The sequence below is a fragment of the Oceaniovalibus sp. ACAM 378 genome, assembly GCF_008085915.1.
In the GTDB taxonomy this organism is placed as follows: Bacteria; Pseudomonadota; Alphaproteobacteria; order Rhodobacterales; family Rhodobacteraceae; genus Oceaniglobus.
Map to the genome: position 1 here is coordinate 25,560 of NZ_VSJK01000024.1, position 19,349 is coordinate 44,908.

Below are 19,349 nucleotides of genomic sequence, written 5' to 3' on the forward strand. Positions count from 1 at the left end.
GCGGGTCATACCCGTAGAAGCGACAGACCGGTTTCGCTGTCGAACAGGTGAACTTCGGCGGGGTTCAGGGAAAATTTGACGCCGACACCTTCCTTGGGTCGTTCGCGGGCCGGCACAAAGGCGTGAATCCGGTGCGACCCCACATCAAAACTGATCAGAACCTGATCGCCGTGATATTCGATCAGGTCAGTCGTCCCGCTTAATACCTGCGGACCTTCCGAAGTCGCCATCTGCAGGTTCGCAGGACGTACGCCGAGGATTACATTCTGCCCTTTGCCCACGTTAAAACGCGACAGATCCAGCGTCAGGTCAATTCCGTCACCGCACAATGCACTGCCGTCGCGCCGCAGGTTTAGAAAATTCATTGCCGGGGTGCCGATGAACCCGGCGACAAAATGGGTCCGTGGCGTTTCATAGATCTCTTCCGGCGTTCCCACCTGTTCGACCTTGCCGTCCTTCATCAGCACGATCCGGTCGGCCAGAGTCATCGCCTCCATCTGGTCATGAGTGACATAGATGGTCGTCGTGCGCAGCTTGCGGTGAAGGCGGGCGATTTCTTCGCGCATGGTCGCACGCAGCTTTGCGTCGAGGTTTGACAATGGCTCGTCAAACAGGAACACCTTCGGCGTCTTGATCATCGCGCGGGCGATGGCGACACGCTGTTGCTGACCGCCCGACAGTTCCGTTGGCTTGCGATCAAGATAGGGGTGCAGGCCCAGAACCTCAGTTACGTCCGATATGCGGCGCTCAATTTCTGCGGCTGGCACCTTCAATCGCTTGAGGCCAAAGCCGATGTTGCCCCGGATCGTCATATGCGGATAAAGTGCATAGTTCTGAAACACCATGGCGATGCCGCGATCGCGCGGTTCAAGGTCATTCACGACGATATCGTCGATCAGCAGTTCGCCATCGGTGATCGTTTCCAAGCCCGCCATCATGCGCAGCATCGTCGATTTTCCGCAGCCCGACGGGCCAAGAAAGACGATGAATTCCTGATCGGTCACCTCAAGGTTGAAATCGGGAACAACAAGAACTTCGCCGTACTTCTTGCGAATGTTCCGACAGAGGATTCCGGCCATCAGTCCTGCCCTTCCGCTTTCATTCGAATTTGAACCTTGATGTCGCCTGCACGACTTTCGGCGGCGCGCTCGAAAGCCTCGACGCTGCGTTCAAACGGGAAGGTATCGGAAATCAACGGCTTAAGATCCACTTTGCCCGACGCAATCAGCTCCAGCGCCCGGTCGAACACGTTGGCATAACGGAACACAGTTTCAATTCGCAATTCGCGCGCGCAGGCGGCGCTGACATCGAAGGGCACGGCGTCTGGCGGAAGACCAACCAGAACCATGCAGCCGCCAGGACGTACCGCGCGTATCGCGTCACCGTAAACCCGCGGATTGCCCGAACATTCAAACACGACGTCGCCGCCCCAGCCAGACGTCGTTTGCATCACCGCATCGACAAGGCCGGTCTGGGCAACGTTGACTGCGGTGATTCCGTCATAGCCTTCCGCGATGGCCAGTTTTTCGGCGCTGACGTCTGCAATGATAACCCGCGCGCAGCCCCCTGCGAGGGCCGCCAAAGCCACCATGATGCCGATCGGTCCGGCACCGATCACGACCGCCACATCGCCGGGCACGATCCGCGCGCGGGTTGCGGCCTGCATGCCGATGGCAAAAGGTTCGACCATGGCGCCTTCAGCAAAGCTGACATTATCGGCCAGTTTGAAAGTGAAAGCAGCGGGATGCACGACGGACGGCGTCAGGATTCCGTGGACGGGCGGCGTCGCCCAGAACGACACCGCCGGATCCACGTTATAGATCCCCAACTTGGTCGCGCGCGACGACATATCGGGCACGCCCGGTTCCATGCAGACGCGATCACCCACCTGCAACCCTGTGACGGCGCTGCCCACTTCTGTCACAGTGCCGGAGCCTTCGTGGCCCAGAACCATCGGTGCGTTCACCACAAAATCACCGATCCGGCCATGGGTGTAATAGTGTACGTCACTTCCGCAAACGCCGACTGTGTGCAGTTCTATCCTTATATCATGCGGCCCGACGTCTTGGGGCAGGTCCACATTGCGGATCGCCAATTCACCGATACGTTCCAGAACAAGGGCTTGGGGCATTTTGCCAACCTCTCAACGTGTTTTCTGCGCGAAGGCGCGATTAAGAAACCCGCTCAGTAGTCCGAGCAGCATCAACGGTGGCAGAGAAAGCAGCACAACCGCCGCGTTCAGGACGCCCCAAGGCACGTTCATGCCCATCTGCGACATCTCCGATGCGATGATCGGCAAAGTCTTGGCATCCGCGGTCGTCAACATCAGCGCCAGCAGGAATTCGTTCCAAACTAGAATGAAACTGAAGGCCAGCGCTCCTAGAAGGGATTTGCCCGCTACCGGCAGCGCAACCCAGAAGAACACCGCATATGGTCCATAGCCGTCGATGCGCGCGGCTTCTTCTACCTCACGCGGCACACTGACAAAGCTGGGAATGCCAAGCCACATCGTGATCGAGATCGTGATCAACGAATAGGCGATGATCATGCCGATCCGGGTGTCATAGATCCCTAGGTTCAGCCAGATCACCATCAATGGGATCGCCACAGCAACTGGCGGCAAAAACCGCAGCGACAACACGAAGAACTGAATCTCTTTCGTGATGCGATTGGGATGGCGGGCGATAGCATAGGCACCCGGCAACCCCAGCGCCAGCCCGATCGCGACCGCCGAAAGACAGACGATCAGTGAATTGATCAACGCGGCAAATACGCTGTCACGGCCCAGCACATAGGCCATGTTTTCCAGCGTCGGCGAGAAGAACAACTTTGGCACCGGGGTCAGCAGATCAGCGTTGACCTTGAACGCGTTCAGCAGGGTCCAGCCCAGCGGAACGATGACGATCAGTGCGAAAAGCCACAAAATGGTCTGTCCAAAGAAATTGCTTTTCATCGGTTCACCCTTTTCCAGATGACTGTGAAAATCACAATGGTGGCGATCAGCATTATTACGGCGATGGCCGAGGCATAGGCGATGTTACCCGATTCAATAAAGCCCTGACTGAAGGCGTACATATCAAGAGTTTCGGTCGCGATTCCGGGCCCGCCACGCGTCATCACATAGATAAGATCAAACGAGCGCAGGGATTCGATTGCCTTGACCAATGCCAGACTGACAAGCGGTGCCTTCAGCATCGGCAGGGTGATGTAGAAGTGGATTTCCCATGGCTTGGCGTTGTCCAGGCGGGCCGCTTCGATCGGCTGCGGCGGTAACGATTCAAGCAGTTTCAACACTATCACGGCGAAGAAAAAGCCCCATTGCCATACATCCACAAAAGCCACCGCCAAAAGCGCGGAATTGGGATCGGACAGAACGTCAAGCGGTCTGCCGGTGATCGCGCGGTAAGGAAAGGTGATGATGCCGTAAAGCGGGTGGAACGCAAATTTCCAGACGAAGGCGGCGCAGACCCGGGGCAACAGGACCGGAACCAGAAACACCAACGAAAAAAATGCGCGTTGCCGGCGCGACGCGGTTTCAAACATCAGTACGCCCAAACCGACCGCAAGCAGCATCGTCGCGCTGACGGTCACCACCTCCCATTTCAACGAGACCCATGCCGAGCTCACGAAACGCCGATCGCCCAGTAACTTGCTGTAATTCTCGAACCCGACCCAGCTTGAAGTCGGCTCGAACAGGGTCCGGTCAGTGAACGAAACCATGACCGCATAGATCAAAGGCGTGAACGCCAAAACTATCAACAGCAGGACAGTCGGAACAAGAAAGGTATAGGGGAGCGTGTTGCGAATCCGCATGGTCGGAAATTTCCTCGGCGACGATGGGTGGCACAAACTCCACCGCTATCCGGTCATGTCGGCCCCGCAGCAAAAAAGGCGACGGGGCCGACAGATTTCATTTTGGGAAGGATCAGCCGGCGGTCAGTGTATTGGCGAAATCCTCAAGCTCTTGTAGCGCGGCTGGGATATCGTCACGTTGACCAGTGATCAGCTCCTCCAGGATGATGCCCCAGCGGTCGCCCAGTTCAGGCCATTTCGGGTTCTGCCAGAAATTCACCGCCGTCACTGCCGCAGTCGCTTCCAGAGCGGCTGGAAGTTCCGTTCCGAACTTTTCGGCGAATGCTTTGGACTTGAAGATCGAGGTGCGGTTCAATTCACCCGGTTGTCCGACCTCAAAGCGACGCTCTTCGTTTTCTTTCGACGTGGCCCAGCCGATCCAGAGGGCGGCGCATTTTTTCGCTTCTTCCGTTTTGTTCGCCTTAACCCCGACGGCGAAGCCATGGGCATAGCCGCCCCCAGTCAGCGGTTTGGGAGGGATTCCGAAGGCGACCTTGTCGCTGACGGACGACACATCCGGATCAAGCGTCATCGCGCCCAGTGGCGCGGATTCGATGATAAGGGCAACCTGACCTGAGTTGAAAGCGCCGGTCGATTCATCCCACGATCCTGTTTGGGTGCCCGGTGGCGAATATTCGAACAGCTTCAGATAGGTTTCGGTCGCCTTGATGCCGGCCTCATTGTTGAAGGCTGGCTTGCCGTCCACAAACCATTCGCCACCCATACCTTTGAAATAGGGCATCCAGCGCCAGACGTTGGCACCGGAGCCTCGCCCACCGCGCAAGGAGATTCCATAAACACCATTGTCTGGATCGTGAAGTTTTTCCACGGCTACCATCAACTCTTCCAGCGTTTCTGGTGGCTTAACGTCAGCAGCCTCAAGAAGGTCCGTGCGATACACCATCAGATCTCCGCCGCCTGTAATCGGGGCGAACCACACTTTACCGTCAAAGGTGGCGGTGGTACGGCGACCGGGGTCGAAATCTTCGAAATCGTATTCGGCCGGATAATAATCGGTGATCGGCACAATCCAGTCGGCGGCAGCGAACTGGGCGAGGTTCGCCTCATCGATGTAATAAACGTTGTAACGACCAATGGTCGAGGCATCTGCACGCGATTTCGCACGACGGTCATTTTCGTTCAGATAATCGATCTGAAAACCAACGCCGGACAATTCCTTGAATTCATCGGCGAACTTTTCGGTTGTGGTCAACCCGTCCCATGGTTGCGACAGGATGCGCAGATCTTCTGTGCAAACTTTATCTGCTGCGAATGCGACTGTCGCCCCGGTCAGCGCAAAGGCGAACACAGCGGTAGTCGCCACAAGTCGGCTTTTAACAACGGTCATCAAGCTCTCCTCCCATGAACATAGTCGACCGGCCCTTTTTGGGACAGTATTGGCTATGCGTTTAAGCGGTGAGTCTCGCTGAACAGTCGGAGCACGTCAACTAGGCTCCAGACTTCAGGAACGGGGACTGAGCTACTCCCCAATCGTTGGACAGGACGTGACGTAAAAAAGCTAATCTTTGCACCTGCTGATGGGGGTTGATTGCTTCAATTCGCTACCAGTAGACCACAGCGGGTGGTTGGCCGCCAAGGGCTGAGTGTGGTCGGTTGTGATTGTTGAACCCGATCCATTTTTTGACGCCCACCTCGGCCTCCGATCCGGTCTCCCAAGCATGTAGGGCTAATTTCCCCAATTTTTAACGGGATGCATTCGTAGAACTTACGCGACCATCGTCAGTTTTTGGGCGGGCGTAATGCGGCGTTGTTGCACAACTCAGGTTGCGAACGATTCACATTGTGAATCCAGTCGTTTATACGGGCTGCATGAGCAAGCTATCACCAGCCCGCTACCGCACGACCAACTGGTCCAATTACAATGCAGTGCTGCGCAATCGGGGCTCGCTGCTGATCTGGGTGGACAAGGATATGGCCTGGCTCGCCCCGCATGAAGGGCTCCCCGGTCGCCCGCCGCTCTTCTCCGATGCTGCCATCCAGTTCTGTCTGTCGATCAAGGTGCTTTTCAAGCTGCCTTTGCGGCAGACCGCTGGCATGGTGGCCAGCTTGCTCCGGCTGGCAGGATTGGACTGGCCAGTGCCTGACTTTTCCACCGTGTGCCGCAGGCAGAAGACTCTGATGGTGCAGATCCCGTATCGCCATGCTGACGGCCCGTTGAACCTGCTCGCGGACAGCACCGGGATCAAGTTCCTCGGCCATGGCGAATGGCAGTCCCGCAAGCATGGCGTGCAGGGCCGGCGCCAGTGGCGCAAGGTGCATTTGGCCATGGACACGACCACGTCCGACATCCGCGCCGTGGAATTCACCCCCAGCCGCGACGGCGACAGCCCTGTGCTGCCCGACCTTCTGAACCAGCTCCCCGAGACCGAACAAATCGGCACCGTGACCGCCGACGGGGCCTACGACACTCGACGATGCCACACCGCCATCATCGAACGCGGCGCCGTCCCGGTCATCCCTATCCGCAAGAATGGGAGCCCGTGGAAGGAAGACTGTCCGGCAGCACGCGTCCGAAACGAAACGCTGCGGGCGACCCGGCACTATGGCAGGGCGTTCTGGAAGCGGTGGACAGGATACCACGCCCGCAGCCGGGTCGAGGCGAAGATGCGTTGCCTCAAAGCCTTCGGCGAGCGCATCGCCGCAAGAGACCCCGACCGACAGACCGCCGAAATCGACATCCGCATCGCCCTCATGAACCGCTTCTCGGCCCTCGGCAACGCCGAGATCGTTCGCGTGGCATGACGTCAGTGGGGAAAGGGGAACTCACACCTCAAGCGTGAGTTCTGCAACAATGCCCCTTGAACCACGCCCAGTTTGAAGCGCTGTTCTCGGGTTTAGACTGGCGCAAGGTAAAGGCTTTGTCGGTGCGTCCCCCCACTGCGGCAGAGTGAATCAGGTGGGCTTTTACAAGGGCGCTGAGGTGCTCGAAGTGATAGTTTTACCCCATGTCAAAACCTGCCGATTTCCCCAATGATGTTGAGACCCTGAAGGCGCTTCTTGTCGCCTCAGAGGATCGAAATCTGCGCAAACAGGATCGTATTGATCAGTTGGAAAAGCTGGTATCTGACTTCAAACGCGCCCTGTTTGGCGCAAGGTCTGAGAAGGCCGATCCCGAACAATTTGAGCTATCACTTGAAGACATCGAAACCGCGACGGCAGTGGTTCATGCTGAAGACGAAGCGCTTGATCGGCCTGCATCGCGCTCGGCAAAACCGCGCAACACCAATCGTGGCTCACTCCCCAAACATTTGCCCCGTATTGAAGAGATGATTGCGCCCGATAACATGACCTGCGGCTGCGGCGGTGAGCGCCATGTGATCGGTAAGGATACGTCTGAACGATTGGATATCGTCCCCGCCCAGTTCCGTGTAATCGTTACACGCCGCCCGAAGTATGCCTGCCGGTCGTGCACCAATGGTGTTGTGCAAGCGCCTGCACCAGCGCACCTGATCCCAGGCGGCATGCCCACTGAGGCAACAGTGGCGCATGTGTTGGTATCCAAATTGCAGATCATCTGCCCCTGTATCGTCAGGCGCAAATTTACAGCCGCCAAGGGGTCGATCTGGATCGCTCCACCCTCGCGGGATGGGTCGGCAAAGCGGCCTACGAACTCCGTCCGGTCTTTGATGCGTTGATCACCGATCTGAAGCGCTCCACCAAGTTATTTATGCCTTCTCGGCAGATTGCTGTGCAATCGCCTGCCGGGTAATAGACGAGACCCGCGCACCAGTGCTGGATCCTGGCAAGCGCAAAACCAAAACGGGCTACTTCTGGGCGCTGGCCCGCGATGATCGACCTTGGGGCGGTGCAGCCCCACCGGGCGTCGCCTTTACCTATGCGCCGGGGCGTTCTGGCCAATATGCGGATGACATTTTGAAAGGCTTCTCCGGCATCCTCCAAGTGGACGGTTATGCTGGATATAACCGTTTGCTCAAACGCGCCGATGACCAAGTTGCACTCGCTTATTGTTGGGCTCATGCGCGGCGCAAACTGCATGAGGTTGCACAATCTGGCACCGCCCCTATCGCCGAAGACGGGTTGAAACAGATCGCTGCACTCTACCGGATCGAAAAGGATATCCGAGGCCTGACCTCCGAGGCGTGACTGGCAGCAAGGCAAGACCGGTCAGCGCCATTGATCGCCGCATTTGAAGCCTGGCTCACGACCAATCGCGCGCGGCCTTCTGCCAAAGCCCCTCTGGGCGAAGCGCTCAAATACATCGCAAAATACTGGGATGGACTGTGCCTGTTTCTGACAGACGGCCGTATCGAGATGGACAATAATGCCGTCGAGCGCACAATCCGGCCCATCGCTTTGAATCGAAATTATGCCCACCAAGTGATTATGCGCAGTTCGCTGAGGAGGCGCCTGCAAGTGCCGCCGCGCTGGCGACTTCCAGCACAACGGACTGCGCATAATTCAAAGGCTCTGAAGGAATTGCATCAACTGATCCGGTGGCCGATACCGACTGGGGCGCGCCCCGATGGGTTGCAGTCGATCAAGTGTGCGCTCTTTCATTGATAGGTCAGCCTGGAGGTACATATGCGTTGTGGCGGGGCTTTCGTGGCCCAGCCAGAGTGCGATGACGGTGATGTCGACCCCAGACTGCAGAAGATGCATTGCCGTGGTATGGCGGACCGTATGCGGTGATATCGCACGTTGCGCGAGTTGTGGGTGACTCTCAGCCGCAGTTGCAACGGCACGCTTGAAGCGCTGTGTGACATTCGAGCGCGCCATCTTTTCCCCGCTTCGGCTTGGGAACAGGAACCTGTCATCGGCTGTACCCTCCAGCCTGCGTTTCCAGTTCCGGATCAGCGACGCGGTTGAACGCCAGAGCGGCACGGTACGTTCCTTTCGCCCCTTGCCGTGAAGATGTGCTGACATCGTCTGGTCGATGACAACATCGCCGACCCGCAGGCCTATGGCCTCCGACCCGCGCGCACCGGTGTTATACATTAGACTGAAGAGTGCTCGATCCCGCTGACCTGCCCAGGATTGAGGATCCGGCGCTTCGAGGATCGCCTGCATCTCTGGGCGCGACAGAAACCCCAGTACCGGTTTGTCAAACCGCTTCATAGGGATAGCCAGTGCTTGCTGGATCACAGGGAGTGCGGTCAGGTCGTAGTGGGCGGCATACTTCAGGAAGGATCGGAGCGCCGCCCAACGAGAGTTGCGGCTGCGCGCGCCGTTCTTGCGATCATTCTCCAGATAATCGAGGAAACTGAGGATGAACTGGGCGTCGAGATCGACCAACGCCAATTTGGTCGGAGCCTTACCGATTTTGGACTCCGCAAAGCTGAGCAACAGGCGGACCGTGTCTCTAAATCCAAGGTGATGCGGATTGTCAGTGGACCAGTATGACCTGTCGCGTCAACGAACCGGGCGAAAGCGCTTATCTGATCTCCCGGAATGCGCAGATCAAACCCCAACCCGCGGCGTTCGGCCAGATAATCTTCGGCCTGAGAGAGCAGCGTACAGGGCGCGGTCATGACGCGCTCCCCGGCCAAGGTAAGGCCACTGCCGAGAGTTTGGTCAAATCGACCTTTGCATAGATCGCAGACGTATCAAGGCTGCGGTGCCGTAGGACATCGGCGATATCCTTCATGGGCACGCCGGTGCGTAAAACTCGACTGGCCATGCTGTGCCGCAGAATGTGGACACGCGTGCGGGTCCATCCGCATCTTCGATAACCCGCCAAGACCGCACGCTTGACGACCCCCTTCTCAATCGGCGCGTCGCCCCTTGGTTCCTATGAGGCAGATTGTCCCTTCGGCCCAATTGATGTCTTTGAGGCGCAGGTTGACTACCTCGCTGGATCGCAGACCGAGATCGATCAAACACCGCGTCATCGCATAGGCTCGCCGGCGCGACGGAAATGGTTGATCGAAGGACTGCAACAGCTCATCGATCTCGGCGTTGGTGAGAACTTCCGGCAAGGATGCCAATCTCCAGTGGGCCGCCCGCGGAATGGCGGCTGTCAGTGCGCTGACCCGGTCGCCGGACATGCTGCGGAAGCGAAGATAGCAACCGACAGCGCCGCCGATCACGCGGATGGTGCCGGGGCTGCGCCCGTGTTCGCCGAGGACGAAGCGCCGGACAGCGGTGGCGCCGATCTTCGATAGCGTGACCGGTTGGTCGCTGAAATGGGCAAGCAGAAACTCGCCAATGATGCGACCGCGCTGACGGCGGGTGCTGTCCGCCAAACCCCAGACATCGCGCATGTGTTTGTCAAAGCGCGCCAGCTCTTGCGCAACGGCCGTGTCGGAGGCGAGATCCTGCGCTCCCATGCCTTCGGCTCTCAGCACTTCCAGCAGCTGGGCGAGTGCAGCGCGCAGCTCGTGGCGCAATCGACGGACCGGATAGGGGCAACTGCATACAGGCAGATGTTCAAACAGAAACCGCGCGACCATGGCCTCGCCGATCGCGCTCAGGTTACACCGCTTCGCAGTCAACCAATAAGCAAAATGCGCAACGCAGCATAGGTAAACACGCTGCGAACTCGGCGCATATCGTCCGCGGCACAGGTGTGCGCCGTAGCGCGAAACGTAGGGCTGAAGAATGCTGTCCTCTAACCACAATCGCGGCTGCGACTGAATGACGATCTCTTGGGACATGGTAAACTCCTATCAGGTTGAACGAACCTTCAAGAAGATCAGGATTATGTTCAGAACGAAGCTCTATACGAGGCCACTCTCGTCCAGTGTAGCCGTAGGAATTGAAGTTCATCCCTCAGCGAACTGCGCATAATCACTTGGTGGGCATAATTGCGGTTATGGAGACCTCTCCATAAACGCAAAAACGCGCTGTTCGCTGGCCACGACGCCGGAGCCACAAACTGGGGCGTCATCGCTTCTTTGATCGAGACCTGCAAATTGAACAGTGTCGATCCGCATACCTATCTGGCCCACACGCCCACAGCCATCGTCGCAGGCCACAAACAAAGCCAGATCAATGAGCTGCTACCGTGGAATTACGTCAAATAGGTGGGATCGGCGCACCGCTTACGCCTTATTTGCCGGTCTAGGGATTGAGCTTTTTGGCCAAAAAATCGTTGGCGGCGGCCAACTCCCCGATTTTGGCGTGAAGATCCTTAACCTGGTCCTGATCAACCTTCGGAGCTTTCAGGCTGGCGTGTTCGAACACGCCAACCTGAAAGCAAAGCACCTCTCCATTGATGGATCATCTTTGGATGGACGCCAAATCGCTGACCGTCTCCTCGTCCTTCAACTCTGGATGATATCGCTTCCGTTTCGACATATCTGATCTCCATCGTGGTAAAGATCAGCAGACTGCAAACCCCAGCTTACGTCAGTGTCCGAATCTTGGAAGGTAGCCCAGCTTTCTGAAAAGCATTCTATAAAAGTCAGATCGGTATCTTTTATGTCCTGCGACGGGCGTGATACTGTATGATCATGGACATCGTGACACTCAGCCGATCGCAGGCTTTCAAGCGGCTTGAAAGCCTTCCTACGCCGGATGTATTGATCCTTGGCGGCGGGGTGAATGGCGTGGCCACCTTGCGGGATCTGGCGCTTAATGGCGTTTCGTGCGCCCTAATCGACACAAAGGATTTTTCCGCAGGTGCCAGCGGTGCATCAAGCCGGATGGCGCATGGCGGGCTGCGCTATCTTGAGGGCCGTGAGTTTCGTCTGGTTGCGGAATCCGCCCGCGAACGTGACTCGCTGATTGCAAACGCGTCTCATCTGGTCAAACCGCTGCGCATTGTCGTACCGCTAAAATACCGCGTGCGCGGGCTGCTGCAGGCCATGTTCAGATTCATAGGCCTGTCACAGACTGGTGGGCCAATGAGCCTTGTGGCATTAGACGGCGGATTGCGGATCTACGAGGCATTAGGACGAGGCAAAAATCCACTGCCGCGCCACGTCACTTTTCTGCGCAAGTCACGGTTCCCCACTGGCCTTGATCCAAGTACGAAGGCAGTTACAACTTATTACGATGGGCAAATCCTGCATCCCGAGGGTTTGATAAGCGAAATGATCGCCGAAGCCGTCACGGTGAATGACGGCTGCGTCGCATTGAACCACGTAAGTTGGACAACCCAGGATGGGCAGGTGACGGTCACGGATACGGTAACCGGGCAAAGCACCGCATTGCGGCCACAGATTATCATTAACGCCACAGGTGCCTGGATTGACAGGGTGAATGGTACGTTGGGGATCAACAGCAATCATGTGCGATTGGTCAAGGGGGCGCATCTGGTACTGGATAATCCCGCGCTTTTCGCTCGTATGGACGGTAGCGCTTATTATTTTGATGACGGAACCGGACGAATGGTGATCAGCCTGCCAGTAGATCGCAATATTCTAGTCGGCACTACCGAGCGGGATATCACGGATCCTGAGGATCGTGACGTCTCGGACGACGAGGTCAGCTATCTTTTGCAGGCAATGGACGGACTCTTTGCCGATATTTCGGTGACACGCTCGCAGGTGGTCGCGGCGACGTCTGGCATAAGACCTCTACAACGCGGCGGAGAATTGGTGACGGCAGCGTCACGCGATCATGCGATCAAGGAAGATGTCGTCTCGGGTTTCAAATATCCGGTGCTGTCACTTGTAGGTGGTAAATGGACGACGTTCCGGGCTTTTAGTGAACAAACATCCGACCGCGTGTTGGCTCTGCTGGGGCGCGCGCGGAAGGTTTCGACAGCCGTTCGCCGTTATCCCGGCGCAGGTCCATGCGATGCGGCAGAATTGGCGCAGGCCCATGGATTGCCACTCGAACATGTCACAGGGCTGATCGAACGCTATGGCAAGTTGGCCAAGTCCGCTGCCGCTTTCGTGGCGTCACGCGTTGATCGCCCGCTTGCGGGTGCCGCGCATTACAGCCGTGCTGAAATCGCCTGGCTTATTGCGGCGCGCGGAGCCGTCACAGTTGAAGATATCCTGTTGCGCCGTACCCGTCTGACCTTCGGCCTTGGGGTCACGCAAGAAACCATCGAGGATGTTGCCCAGATTGTGGAGCAGGAAACTGAATGCAGCCGCCAGAGCATTGCCGCAGAGGTGGCCGGACTGGTTGGAAATCCACTCATCTATGGCCTTCAGGAAAGGTAAGTTGGGCGGATGAGCAAAGATATAGTGATTGCAATTGATGCGGGGGGTACGTCGGTCAAGGTCGTCGCCTTCGACCTGACCGGGTGCGAATTGACGCGGGCGCTAGCCGATGTTCAGACAGAACACTTTCCCGACGGACGGGTGGAACGCCCCTTGGATCAGTTCTGGGAGGGAATCTGTTCCGCCTTGCGCAAAGTCGTTTCTACCTGTGGTTCGGATCGGATCCTGTCGATCGGCTGCACCGGATTTGGAAATGGCCTGTTTGCGGTGGACGCCCGGGGGTATGGCACGAGGGCGGGCATTGTTTCAGTTGATCATCGGGCACAACCGTTGGTAGACGAGCTTTGCCAAACCGGCCTTGCGTCGAAGATAGAACCGCTTGTCGGTCTTCGCTTATGGGGCGGCCAAGGCGTGATGCAATTTGCACATCTGGCACGCTACGAACCCGAAGTGATGGCACGCACACGTTGGGTTTTGTCGTGCAAGGATTTCATCCGATTGCGCCTGACCGGAGAAGTCTGGACAGATCCAACCGATGCAAGCGGCTGTGGGATGATGGATATTGCGCGCAGGGATTATGCCCTTGCCGCATTTGATTTGCTGGGTTTGGGCAATTTCACCGATCGCCTGCCGCCGATCGCACCAAGCGATGCAGTTTCCGGACATATATCGGAAACGGCGGCGGCAGAAACCGGTTTACCGCAAGGCACGCCGGTCGCCGGGTCGATGATGGATGTTGCGGCCTGTTACCTCGGAGCCGGTGCCGAGGGGGTCGACACCCTAACGATGATCGCAGGCACTTGGTCAATCAATATCCTCGAGACAGACGCGCCAACGGGAGCAACATTGCCCATTCTCAATATGTTGTATCGCGGTTCGACCCGTTTGATTGCCGAAGGCAGTCCATGTTCGGCCGCCAATCTGGGTTGGTTTCTGGACAATGTGATGGACGGGAGAATTACCCATCAGGCGGCGTCACACCTAGTGGCGAAAGTCCCGGTTCAGACGCGGCGATGTCAATTTCTGCCCCATGTCTTTGGACCGGACCCACGTAGAGGGGCATTCATTAATTTGGGAGCGCAGGACAATCTTGGCACGATGCTCCGTTCCATTTTTGAATCTGTCGCTTTTCAGGCGCTGCTTCACGCCGAAGATATCGCAAGAATAGCCGGACGGACACGACCAGAGCGGGTGCGCTTGGCGGGTGGTGCGGCTCAATCATCGGTTTGGGCTCAGATTTTCGCCGACATCACCCAACGCGAGGTCGAGGCTGTGGCATCCAGCGAGGTTGGAGCCTTGGGCGCGGTGATCTGCGCAGCAGTGGCGGGCGGTGCCTATCCGGATCTACTGCATGCCCGCGCCGGGATGACGCGCGTGGCGCGCAGATATCAGCCTAACCTGACACACACAGAATTCTACCGTGCGGGTTTCGATCAATTTAAACACAATAACCGGGAAGGGCGTTAATTTCTGCGAGAGATTGACCCAGTTTTCCGAAATTTCGTGACCCACCGGCTGTCAGAAATTTCATGATATTATCATGTTTTAAAGGAGTCAGTTCGAGATGAAAAAATGGGTCAATCCGAAGCGAAAATTAACAAATGCGTTTCATGCTGAAGGATATTATCCTTTCAGGCGGGCAGGAATCCTCAATCGGGTAAGATTGCTATCAATGCCGCCATTTCTAGCATTACAGTTGCATTTTTGATTTGATGTGTGCTTGTTGAGCTGCTGCCTGATGAGCTCGTCGCCAGAGGGACCATGCGATGACATGGGCGGGATGAATTTGTTGCCGTGCGAGGCGGGTGGCGATGCGGCGGATTTCCTGCATCGACCAGCGGATCAATTGGCGGTCTTGCCCCTTGCCGACCGCATCGTTTTTGGGGGATCCGAAGGACGGGTGTTGGCGCGATTGCGGATGATGGCCATCATCGCGAAAGCGAGCATCACCAGCGAGACGTGGCGATGCCAGCCATGCCAGGAGCGGGTTTCGTTGTGGTCGAGGCCGAACTCGTTCTTGGCGGTTTCGAAGCTATCTTCGATCGCCCAACGATGCCCCTCCACTGTCACCAGTTTTTCCAGAGGTGTGCCAACCGGACACCAGGTCGAGAAGAAGGCGAGATCGCCGTCGGCGATGTTGCGGCGGATCAGCAGCCCGCGGGTCCAGACGCCGGCGAAAGCGGCGTTGAAATCATCGGCGTCAAGATCAGCGAGATCGAGATAGGCCCAGTCATGTAGTCTCGCGCCCTTGGTTCCCTCGCCTGCTGACAGCCGACGCCAGGCATTCTCGTGCAAAGCTTCAGCGATGTCCTTCGCCGTTCCGGCCACGGCCAGCGGCTTGCCCCATGAGCGGAAGGAATGGTTGGCGTTCACGCCCAGCACATAGCCCTTGGCTGCGCGTTTGAGCGCCATCTCGATGTCGCCCACGCCATAGACGCTGTCGGCCGCCACCCAGGAAAACGGCACGTTCGAAGCAACCGCCCGCTCGATCATCGTGAGCGCCAGTGCCGGCTTGGTGGCAAAGTGAACGCTTTCCGGCACATGGGCTGCCAGCAGGCGATCCCGGTCATCCGTCCAGGCCTTCGGCAGATAGAGCGCCCTGTCGATGAAGGCATGACCATGCCGGGAAACATAGGATGCGAACACACCGATCTGGCAATTGGTGATTTTGCCAGCCGAACCTGTATATTGCCGACCGACCCCGCAGGATGCCTTGCCCTGCTTGAGAAAGCCGGTTTCATCAAGCACGAGAACGACATCGGGATCGGCGAGCGTCTCAAGCGCATAATCGCGCACGATGTCGCGCAGGGAATCCGCGTCCCAGCATCCGCGACCCAGGATCGCCTGTTGCCGCCAAGGGCCGGGATCGCCAGCCGCCTCCGCACGCATCCATCCCGTCTTGCGTCTTTCCTCCCCCAGCAAGCCGTCCAAAAACTGTCCCGCTGATGCGGCCACACGCTCCTGCGTGAACAACGGTCGCATCCGCGCCTTCACTTCCCGCAACGAAGACGCCCAAAGTTCAAGCGTTGCCTCGACCGATGCACCTGCCATCCATGACCTCCGATTCATGGAAACTCATGGATTCAGACATCGGAAGAAAATGCAACTGTAATGTTAGGAAGACATGATCTGCGAACATTTTTAAAATGTTAAAGATAGCAACTCGGCAAGAGAAATCTTCTTGGGCGGAGAGCACAAAGGTGCCGCGCGACAATCAGGATGAGACGCCGCGGTGGGTGTGTGACGTAGGAGGGCGTAGCCCGACTGGAGGCACACACCCACCGCGGTGCGCATTTTTTTGCGGCCGTGATCGCGGTCGGTCCGATACGCTGGTGGTTTTCTGTAAGGGAAGCTTTTGCTCTGAGTTTGATCAGGATTTTGCGATCCGGATCAACAGCAGCGCTCGCAGCGGTTCTTTTAAAGGGTGGGGCTTCTTCCTGCTCCTCGATGTCACAGGCGCATGTACCCAAAAAACTTGATTAAAATAATAGAACTCACCAATCTGTTGGAGCAGGCGTTCTGCCTTTGAGATTTCAGTACGAATGCTGATCAGCCAAATTTTGTGGCCCACGAAGCAACTATAAGACGCGACATCCAATATTATTTTAAAGATGGTAGGAATTTTCAAAATGATTGAACAAGGTAATCCATTAGCACTACAGCTCAGTCCCTACGGAAGTTTTTCCAATAGAGAACAAGCGGTTCTTGATCAATTCCACCATAAGCAAAGGATCTTTCCCAAAGGAAAAGAGCTGGTTCATGAGGGGCAAGCTGCGCCATCCGCCTACATCCTGTATGAGGGTTGGGCGAGCTCATTCAAACTGATGCCGGACGGTGGGCGGCAGATCATCGACTTCAGCATTTCTGGTGACTTTCTGGGCCTGCGCAGCGTGTTTTTTCGTACTTCCAACCACTCCATCGTATCCATCACGGACATAAAGGCTTCGCAGGTCACTGCGGATGACTTGTATAGCACCTTCGGATCATGTCCACGCCTGGCTACCTCGCTTCTGCGGGCAGCTTCAATGGATAAGGCCATTGCGGTCGAGCGCTTGGTAAGTCTCGGGCGCCGAAATGCCCCTGAGCGAATGGCACATTTCCTGTTGGAACTGGGTGAGCGGTTGATGGTGGTCGGATTGGCCACGGAAAAAGGTTATGACTGTCCACTGTCTCAGTTTCATCTCGCTGACGCTCTGGGGCTGAGTGCAGTTCACGTGAATCGCGTTCTGCGAGATTTTCGCGAGGAGGGCTTATTGACCTTTCGCGCCGGTCGGGTTGTTTATCACGACATTGAAAAACTTGTCCGTTTCTGTGGCTTCGATAACTCATATATAAGCCAAATTCGTCGGCTGTTGACTTAGGTGCAAAAGCGAACATGTTCAATGCTATGGCTCGTCGCAATGAGACGCTTCTGCGCGTAACTGAATTGATAGGCCGGTTGGTGGGTAAGCTACCAAATAATGCTATTTTGTAAACGCCTTCAAAAGGATAGGGCAGAAGCGACGAGCCTCCTTTGAACCTTCTCTGCTACGTCAATAATTGTTTTATGAAGCTCTATACAGCGAGATCCGCCCACAAACCACCAAGTCCGAGCACTGCGTAGAGTCGCTTGGCGAAAAACTAAAGTGGCAATGAAAAACCGAACGTCCCTTCTGCACCCCGTTTCTGATCGCCTCGTTTATACCAATTCCAGCACCGGCAATGATGTGCGTCACGCGCCTGAGCCGGATAAAGAACCAGAAACCCGAACTTGTCTGCCAGCGTGTTCTTCCCGGTGCCACGGGCGAAGTCCGTTGAGGATTGTCCGCACCCGTACAGCATTACAATCAAGTGGAGCCGGTGCGTTTCTCGCGGTGGCAGGCACGTAGAGCTTGTAGAAACGGGTGCCACATGCAGTCTCATGCGATCCGTCCTTGAACTATGGTCCTTGCGGGATCCGTGCCTGCGACCGGAATGTCGCCGAAACAGGCATTCGAGTTTTGACACTGGCGCTTTCGCCCCTGGCCGAACCCTTGCTCGACCGCCTAGAAGGCGATGCATGCTTTGTTGACAGGTTTTCCGGGGTTTTTGACCTTGCGTTTCTTGGGCTTGGGAGCACCAAGGATTTTGCCCCACATTTCAGTCAGTGCTAAAACGCCCGCGCGTCTGAGTTTGCGCTGTGTATTGGCACGTGCGCGTTTGAACAGATCGTGCATCTGACCTCACAAGTCTGGAAATTCATAAGGGTCCGGAAGTTAAGGCAAAAAGCCGGAATTCGGAGGTTGGCAACCTAATGTATCGAGGCTGACAACATGTCTGTTGCTGGCGGGACGAGAAGCTCGTCTACCTCTGTGCTGGCCAGAGCGGGAAATCGGAAAAAACGCCGTGCTCTCCATCCCGTCATGGCCGATTGACATGCAACGGATCTGAGCCGGTACTTTTTACCCTGAAGGATACGCGACGGTCGGGAACCCTAACAGCCTTCACAAGTTAAGTTGCCATACTAATGACTCAATCATGGAGATGAAAATGGCCAATAAGGATCAAGTAAAAGGCAAAGCCAAGGACATTGTCGGCAAGATCAAGGAAGAAGCCGGAGATGCAGTCGGCAACGACAAGATGAAGCGTGACGGCCAGAAGGATCAAGTCGAAGGCAAAGTCCAAAAGGGTGTCGGTGATGCCAAGGATAAACTGTCAGACTGACAGTCAATGAAGCGGCCCGGATCACTCTGGGCCCTTTTTTCCATCCAAACCCAAAAATCAGAACATCAGGAATTCGCCATTACGAAGCCAGATGAAGGAAAAAAGAAAACCCGCTGAAGAAACCCAAAGATGAACTGCGTCGACTGGAGGAAACCCTTGGTGATGCGCCAGCCAGTGATCTGAACCAAACCGAGCGGTCAAGGGTGGCGGACCGAGCATGACTGATAATCCAGACCCGTTCCCCGCCGAGGTGCCTGTCCGCGAGCCTTCCGAGGCACCGCCGTCTCCACTACCGAAAACCCGGTTAAAGAGCCTGATGAAAGAGCACCCGAGGAACAAACGTTCAATAGTCTCTCAGAGTGATCTTTTTCGGCGTCAAAAAGGCGGTTCTTGCCTTCATCGGACGCACTCACGGATTGCAGCTCATAGTCAGGATCTAAATCAGTGACGATTAATGGGTGGATACTTCATCTGGCGGTGTCAGCAAATCGTGTTGGTGTGAGCGCCTGACACGAGCAGCAGGCTGAGCACGTCCCGATGGCTGCGCCCCACATTGTCGCGGGCGGCGTGCCATCGGCCGTAGGCTGCGAGGATCCTGGAGGCCGGACCGCAGAACGGCTGCATGAAGCCGCGGAATCGCCCGATGAGGGCATTTACGGTATTTATGTGATGGCTGCGCGGGGTGCGCTTCGAGCGCCGTCCTGCGTTGAGCGCAAAGTG

General features: G+C 56.6%; 19 protein-coding genes and 3 pseudogenes. 8 read left to right on the forward strand and 14 right to left on the reverse strand.

The window, feature by feature from the left end:
- Positions 1-5: 5 nt before the first annotated feature.
- The 6 genes and pseudogenes from FQ320_RS22355 to FQ320_RS22380 all read right to left on the reverse strand — a co-directional run.
- Positions 6-1,079, reverse strand: coding sequence for an ABC transporter ATP-binding protein (locus FQ320_RS22355; RefSeq protein ID WP_148475517.1), 1,074 nt, complete (start codon positions 1,077-1,079; stop codon positions 6-8).
- Positions 1,079-2,131 (reverse strand): NAD(P)-dependent alcohol dehydrogenase, encoded by a 1,053-nt coding sequence (locus FQ320_RS22360; protein ID WP_148475518.1) that lies wholly within the window; start codon positions 2,129-2,131, stop codon positions 1,079-1,081. The genes FQ320_RS22355 and FQ320_RS22360 overlap by 1 nt, the downstream gene beginning before the upstream one ends.
- A 12-nt stretch (positions 2,132-2,143) precedes the next feature.
- Complete coding sequence (locus tag FQ320_RS22365; RefSeq protein WP_148475519.1) at positions 2,144-2,953, reverse strand: carbohydrate ABC transporter permease; 810 nt, start codon at positions 2,951-2,953, stop codon at positions 2,144-2,146.
- Complete coding sequence (locus FQ320_RS22370) at positions 2,950-3,813, reverse strand: carbohydrate ABC transporter permease (RefSeq protein WP_148475520.1); 864 nt, start codon at positions 3,811-3,813, stop codon at positions 2,950-2,952. The genes FQ320_RS22365 and FQ320_RS22370 overlap by 4 nt, the downstream gene beginning before the upstream one ends.
- A gap of 112 nt (positions 3,814-3,925) precedes the next feature.
- Positions 3,926-5,200: a sugar ABC transporter substrate-binding protein gene (locus FQ320_RS22375; RefSeq protein WP_148475521.1), complete on the reverse strand. Its 1,275-nt coding sequence runs from the start codon at positions 5,198-5,200 to the stop codon at positions 3,926-3,928.
- Positions 5,201-5,414: 214 nt separating this feature from the next.
- Positions 5,415-5,537: pseudogene (locus FQ320_RS22380) on the reverse strand (integrase core domain-containing protein); the annotation flags it as partial.
- Between the two features lie 145 nt (positions 5,538-5,682).
- Here FQ320_RS22380 and FQ320_RS22385 point away from each other — a divergent pair.
- Both FQ320_RS22385 and FQ320_RS22390 read left to right on the forward strand, forming a co-directional pair.
- The gene (locus FQ320_RS22385) at positions 5,683-6,615 is read left to right on the forward strand and encodes an IS5 family transposase (protein WP_148475523.1); all 933 of its coding nucleotides are present in this window, start codon (positions 5,683-5,685) and stop codon (positions 6,613-6,615) included.
- 203 nt (positions 6,616-6,818) lie between these two features.
- A pseudogene (locus tag FQ320_RS22390) lies at positions 6,819-8,205 on the forward strand (IS66 family transposase); the annotation flags it as partial.
- An 87-nt stretch (positions 8,206-8,292) separates the two neighbouring features.
- Here the strand turns inward: FQ320_RS22390 and FQ320_RS22395 are convergent.
- From FQ320_RS22395 to FQ320_RS22400, 3 genes are all read right to left on the reverse strand, one after another.
- Positions 8,293-9,180, reverse strand: a complete 888-nt coding sequence (locus FQ320_RS22395) for a tyrosine-type recombinase/integrase (protein WP_148475524.1) — start codon at positions 9,178-9,180, stop codon at positions 8,293-8,295.
- 178 nt (positions 9,181-9,358) lie between these two features.
- Positions 9,359-9,601, reverse strand: coding sequence for a tyrosine-type recombinase/integrase (locus tag FQ320_RS26970; RefSeq protein ID WP_370513101.1), 243 nt, complete (start codon positions 9,599-9,601; stop codon positions 9,359-9,361).
- Positions 9,597-10,487 carry a tyrosine-type recombinase/integrase gene (locus FQ320_RS22400; protein ID WP_222861693.1) on the reverse strand — a complete coding sequence of 297 codons (891 nt, stop codon included), beginning with the start codon at positions 10,485-10,487 and terminating at the stop codon, positions 9,597-9,599. The genes FQ320_RS26970 and FQ320_RS22400 overlap by 5 nt, the downstream gene beginning before the upstream one ends.
- Positions 10,488-10,649: 162 nt before the next feature.
- On the opposite strand from FQ320_RS22400, the pseudogene FQ320_RS22405 reads away from it, so the two are divergent.
- The 4 genes and pseudogenes from FQ320_RS22405 to FQ320_RS22415 all read left to right on the forward strand — a co-directional run.
- Positions 10,650-10,856 (forward strand): annotated as a pseudogene (locus FQ320_RS22405) (transposase domain-containing protein); the annotation flags it as partial.
- Complete coding sequence (locus tag FQ320_RS25855) at positions 10,825-11,136, forward strand: hypothetical protein (RefSeq protein ID WP_187394037.1); 312 nt, start codon at positions 10,825-10,827, stop codon at positions 11,134-11,136. The pseudogene FQ320_RS22405 and the gene FQ320_RS25855, both read left to right, overlap by 32 nt.
- 149 nt (positions 11,137-11,285) lie before the next feature.
- Positions 11,286-12,947 carry a glycerol-3-phosphate dehydrogenase/oxidase gene (locus tag FQ320_RS22410; RefSeq protein ID WP_255509670.1) on the forward strand — a complete coding sequence of 554 codons (1,662 nt, stop codon included), beginning with the start codon at positions 11,286-11,288 and terminating at the stop codon, positions 12,945-12,947.
- Positions 12,948-12,956: 9 nt separating this feature from the next.
- Positions 12,957-14,414 (forward strand): FGGY-family carbohydrate kinase, encoded by a 1,458-nt coding sequence (locus tag FQ320_RS22415; RefSeq protein ID WP_148475526.1) that lies wholly within the window; start codon positions 12,957-12,959, stop codon positions 14,412-14,414.
- Between the two features lie 223 nt (positions 14,415-14,637).
- Here FQ320_RS22415 and FQ320_RS25860 read toward each other — a convergent pair whose 3' ends face one another.
- Positions 14,638-14,793, reverse strand: coding sequence for a hypothetical protein (locus FQ320_RS25860; protein WP_187394038.1), 156 nt, complete (start codon positions 14,791-14,793; stop codon positions 14,638-14,640).
- Entirely contained in the window at positions 14,790-16,016 is a 1,227-nt protein-coding gene (locus FQ320_RS22420) for an IS701 family transposase (protein ID WP_148475527.1), read from the reverse strand. The genes FQ320_RS25860 and FQ320_RS22420 overlap by 4 nt, the downstream gene beginning before the upstream one ends.
- A gap of 560 nt (positions 16,017-16,576) precedes the next feature.
- Here FQ320_RS22420 and FQ320_RS22425 point away from each other — a divergent pair.
- Complete coding sequence (locus FQ320_RS22425) at positions 16,577-17,308, forward strand: Crp/Fnr family transcriptional regulator (protein WP_148475528.1); 732 nt, start codon at positions 16,577-16,579, stop codon at positions 17,306-17,308.
- Positions 17,309-17,567: 259 nt separating this feature from the next.
- Here FQ320_RS22425 and FQ320_RS26975 read toward each other — a convergent pair whose 3' ends face one another.
- Both FQ320_RS26975 and FQ320_RS25865 read right to left on the reverse strand, forming a co-directional pair.
- The gene (locus tag FQ320_RS26975) at positions 17,568-17,987 is read right to left on the reverse strand and encodes a PHB depolymerase family esterase (protein ID WP_370513099.1); all 420 of its coding nucleotides are present in this window, start codon (positions 17,985-17,987) and stop codon (positions 17,568-17,570) included.
- The gene (locus FQ320_RS25865; protein WP_187394039.1) at positions 17,972-18,142 is read right to left on the reverse strand and encodes a hypothetical protein; all 171 of its coding nucleotides are present in this window, start codon (positions 18,140-18,142) and stop codon (positions 17,972-17,974) included. Before FQ320_RS25865 ends, FQ320_RS26975 begins: the two co-directional genes overlap by 16 nt.
- A gap of 313 nt (positions 18,143-18,455) precedes the next feature.
- Between FQ320_RS25865 and FQ320_RS22435 the strand changes: the two genes are divergently transcribed.
- Entirely contained in the window at positions 18,456-18,629 is a 174-nt protein-coding gene (locus FQ320_RS22435) for a CsbD family protein (RefSeq protein ID WP_148475529.1), read from the forward strand.
- A 480-nt stretch (positions 18,630-19,109) separates the two neighbouring features.
- Here the strand turns inward: FQ320_RS22435 and FQ320_RS26155 are convergent.
- On the reverse strand, positions 19,110-19,349 hold a 240-nt coding region (locus tag FQ320_RS26155), incomplete at its 5' end, for a hypothetical protein (RefSeq protein ID WP_370513100.1).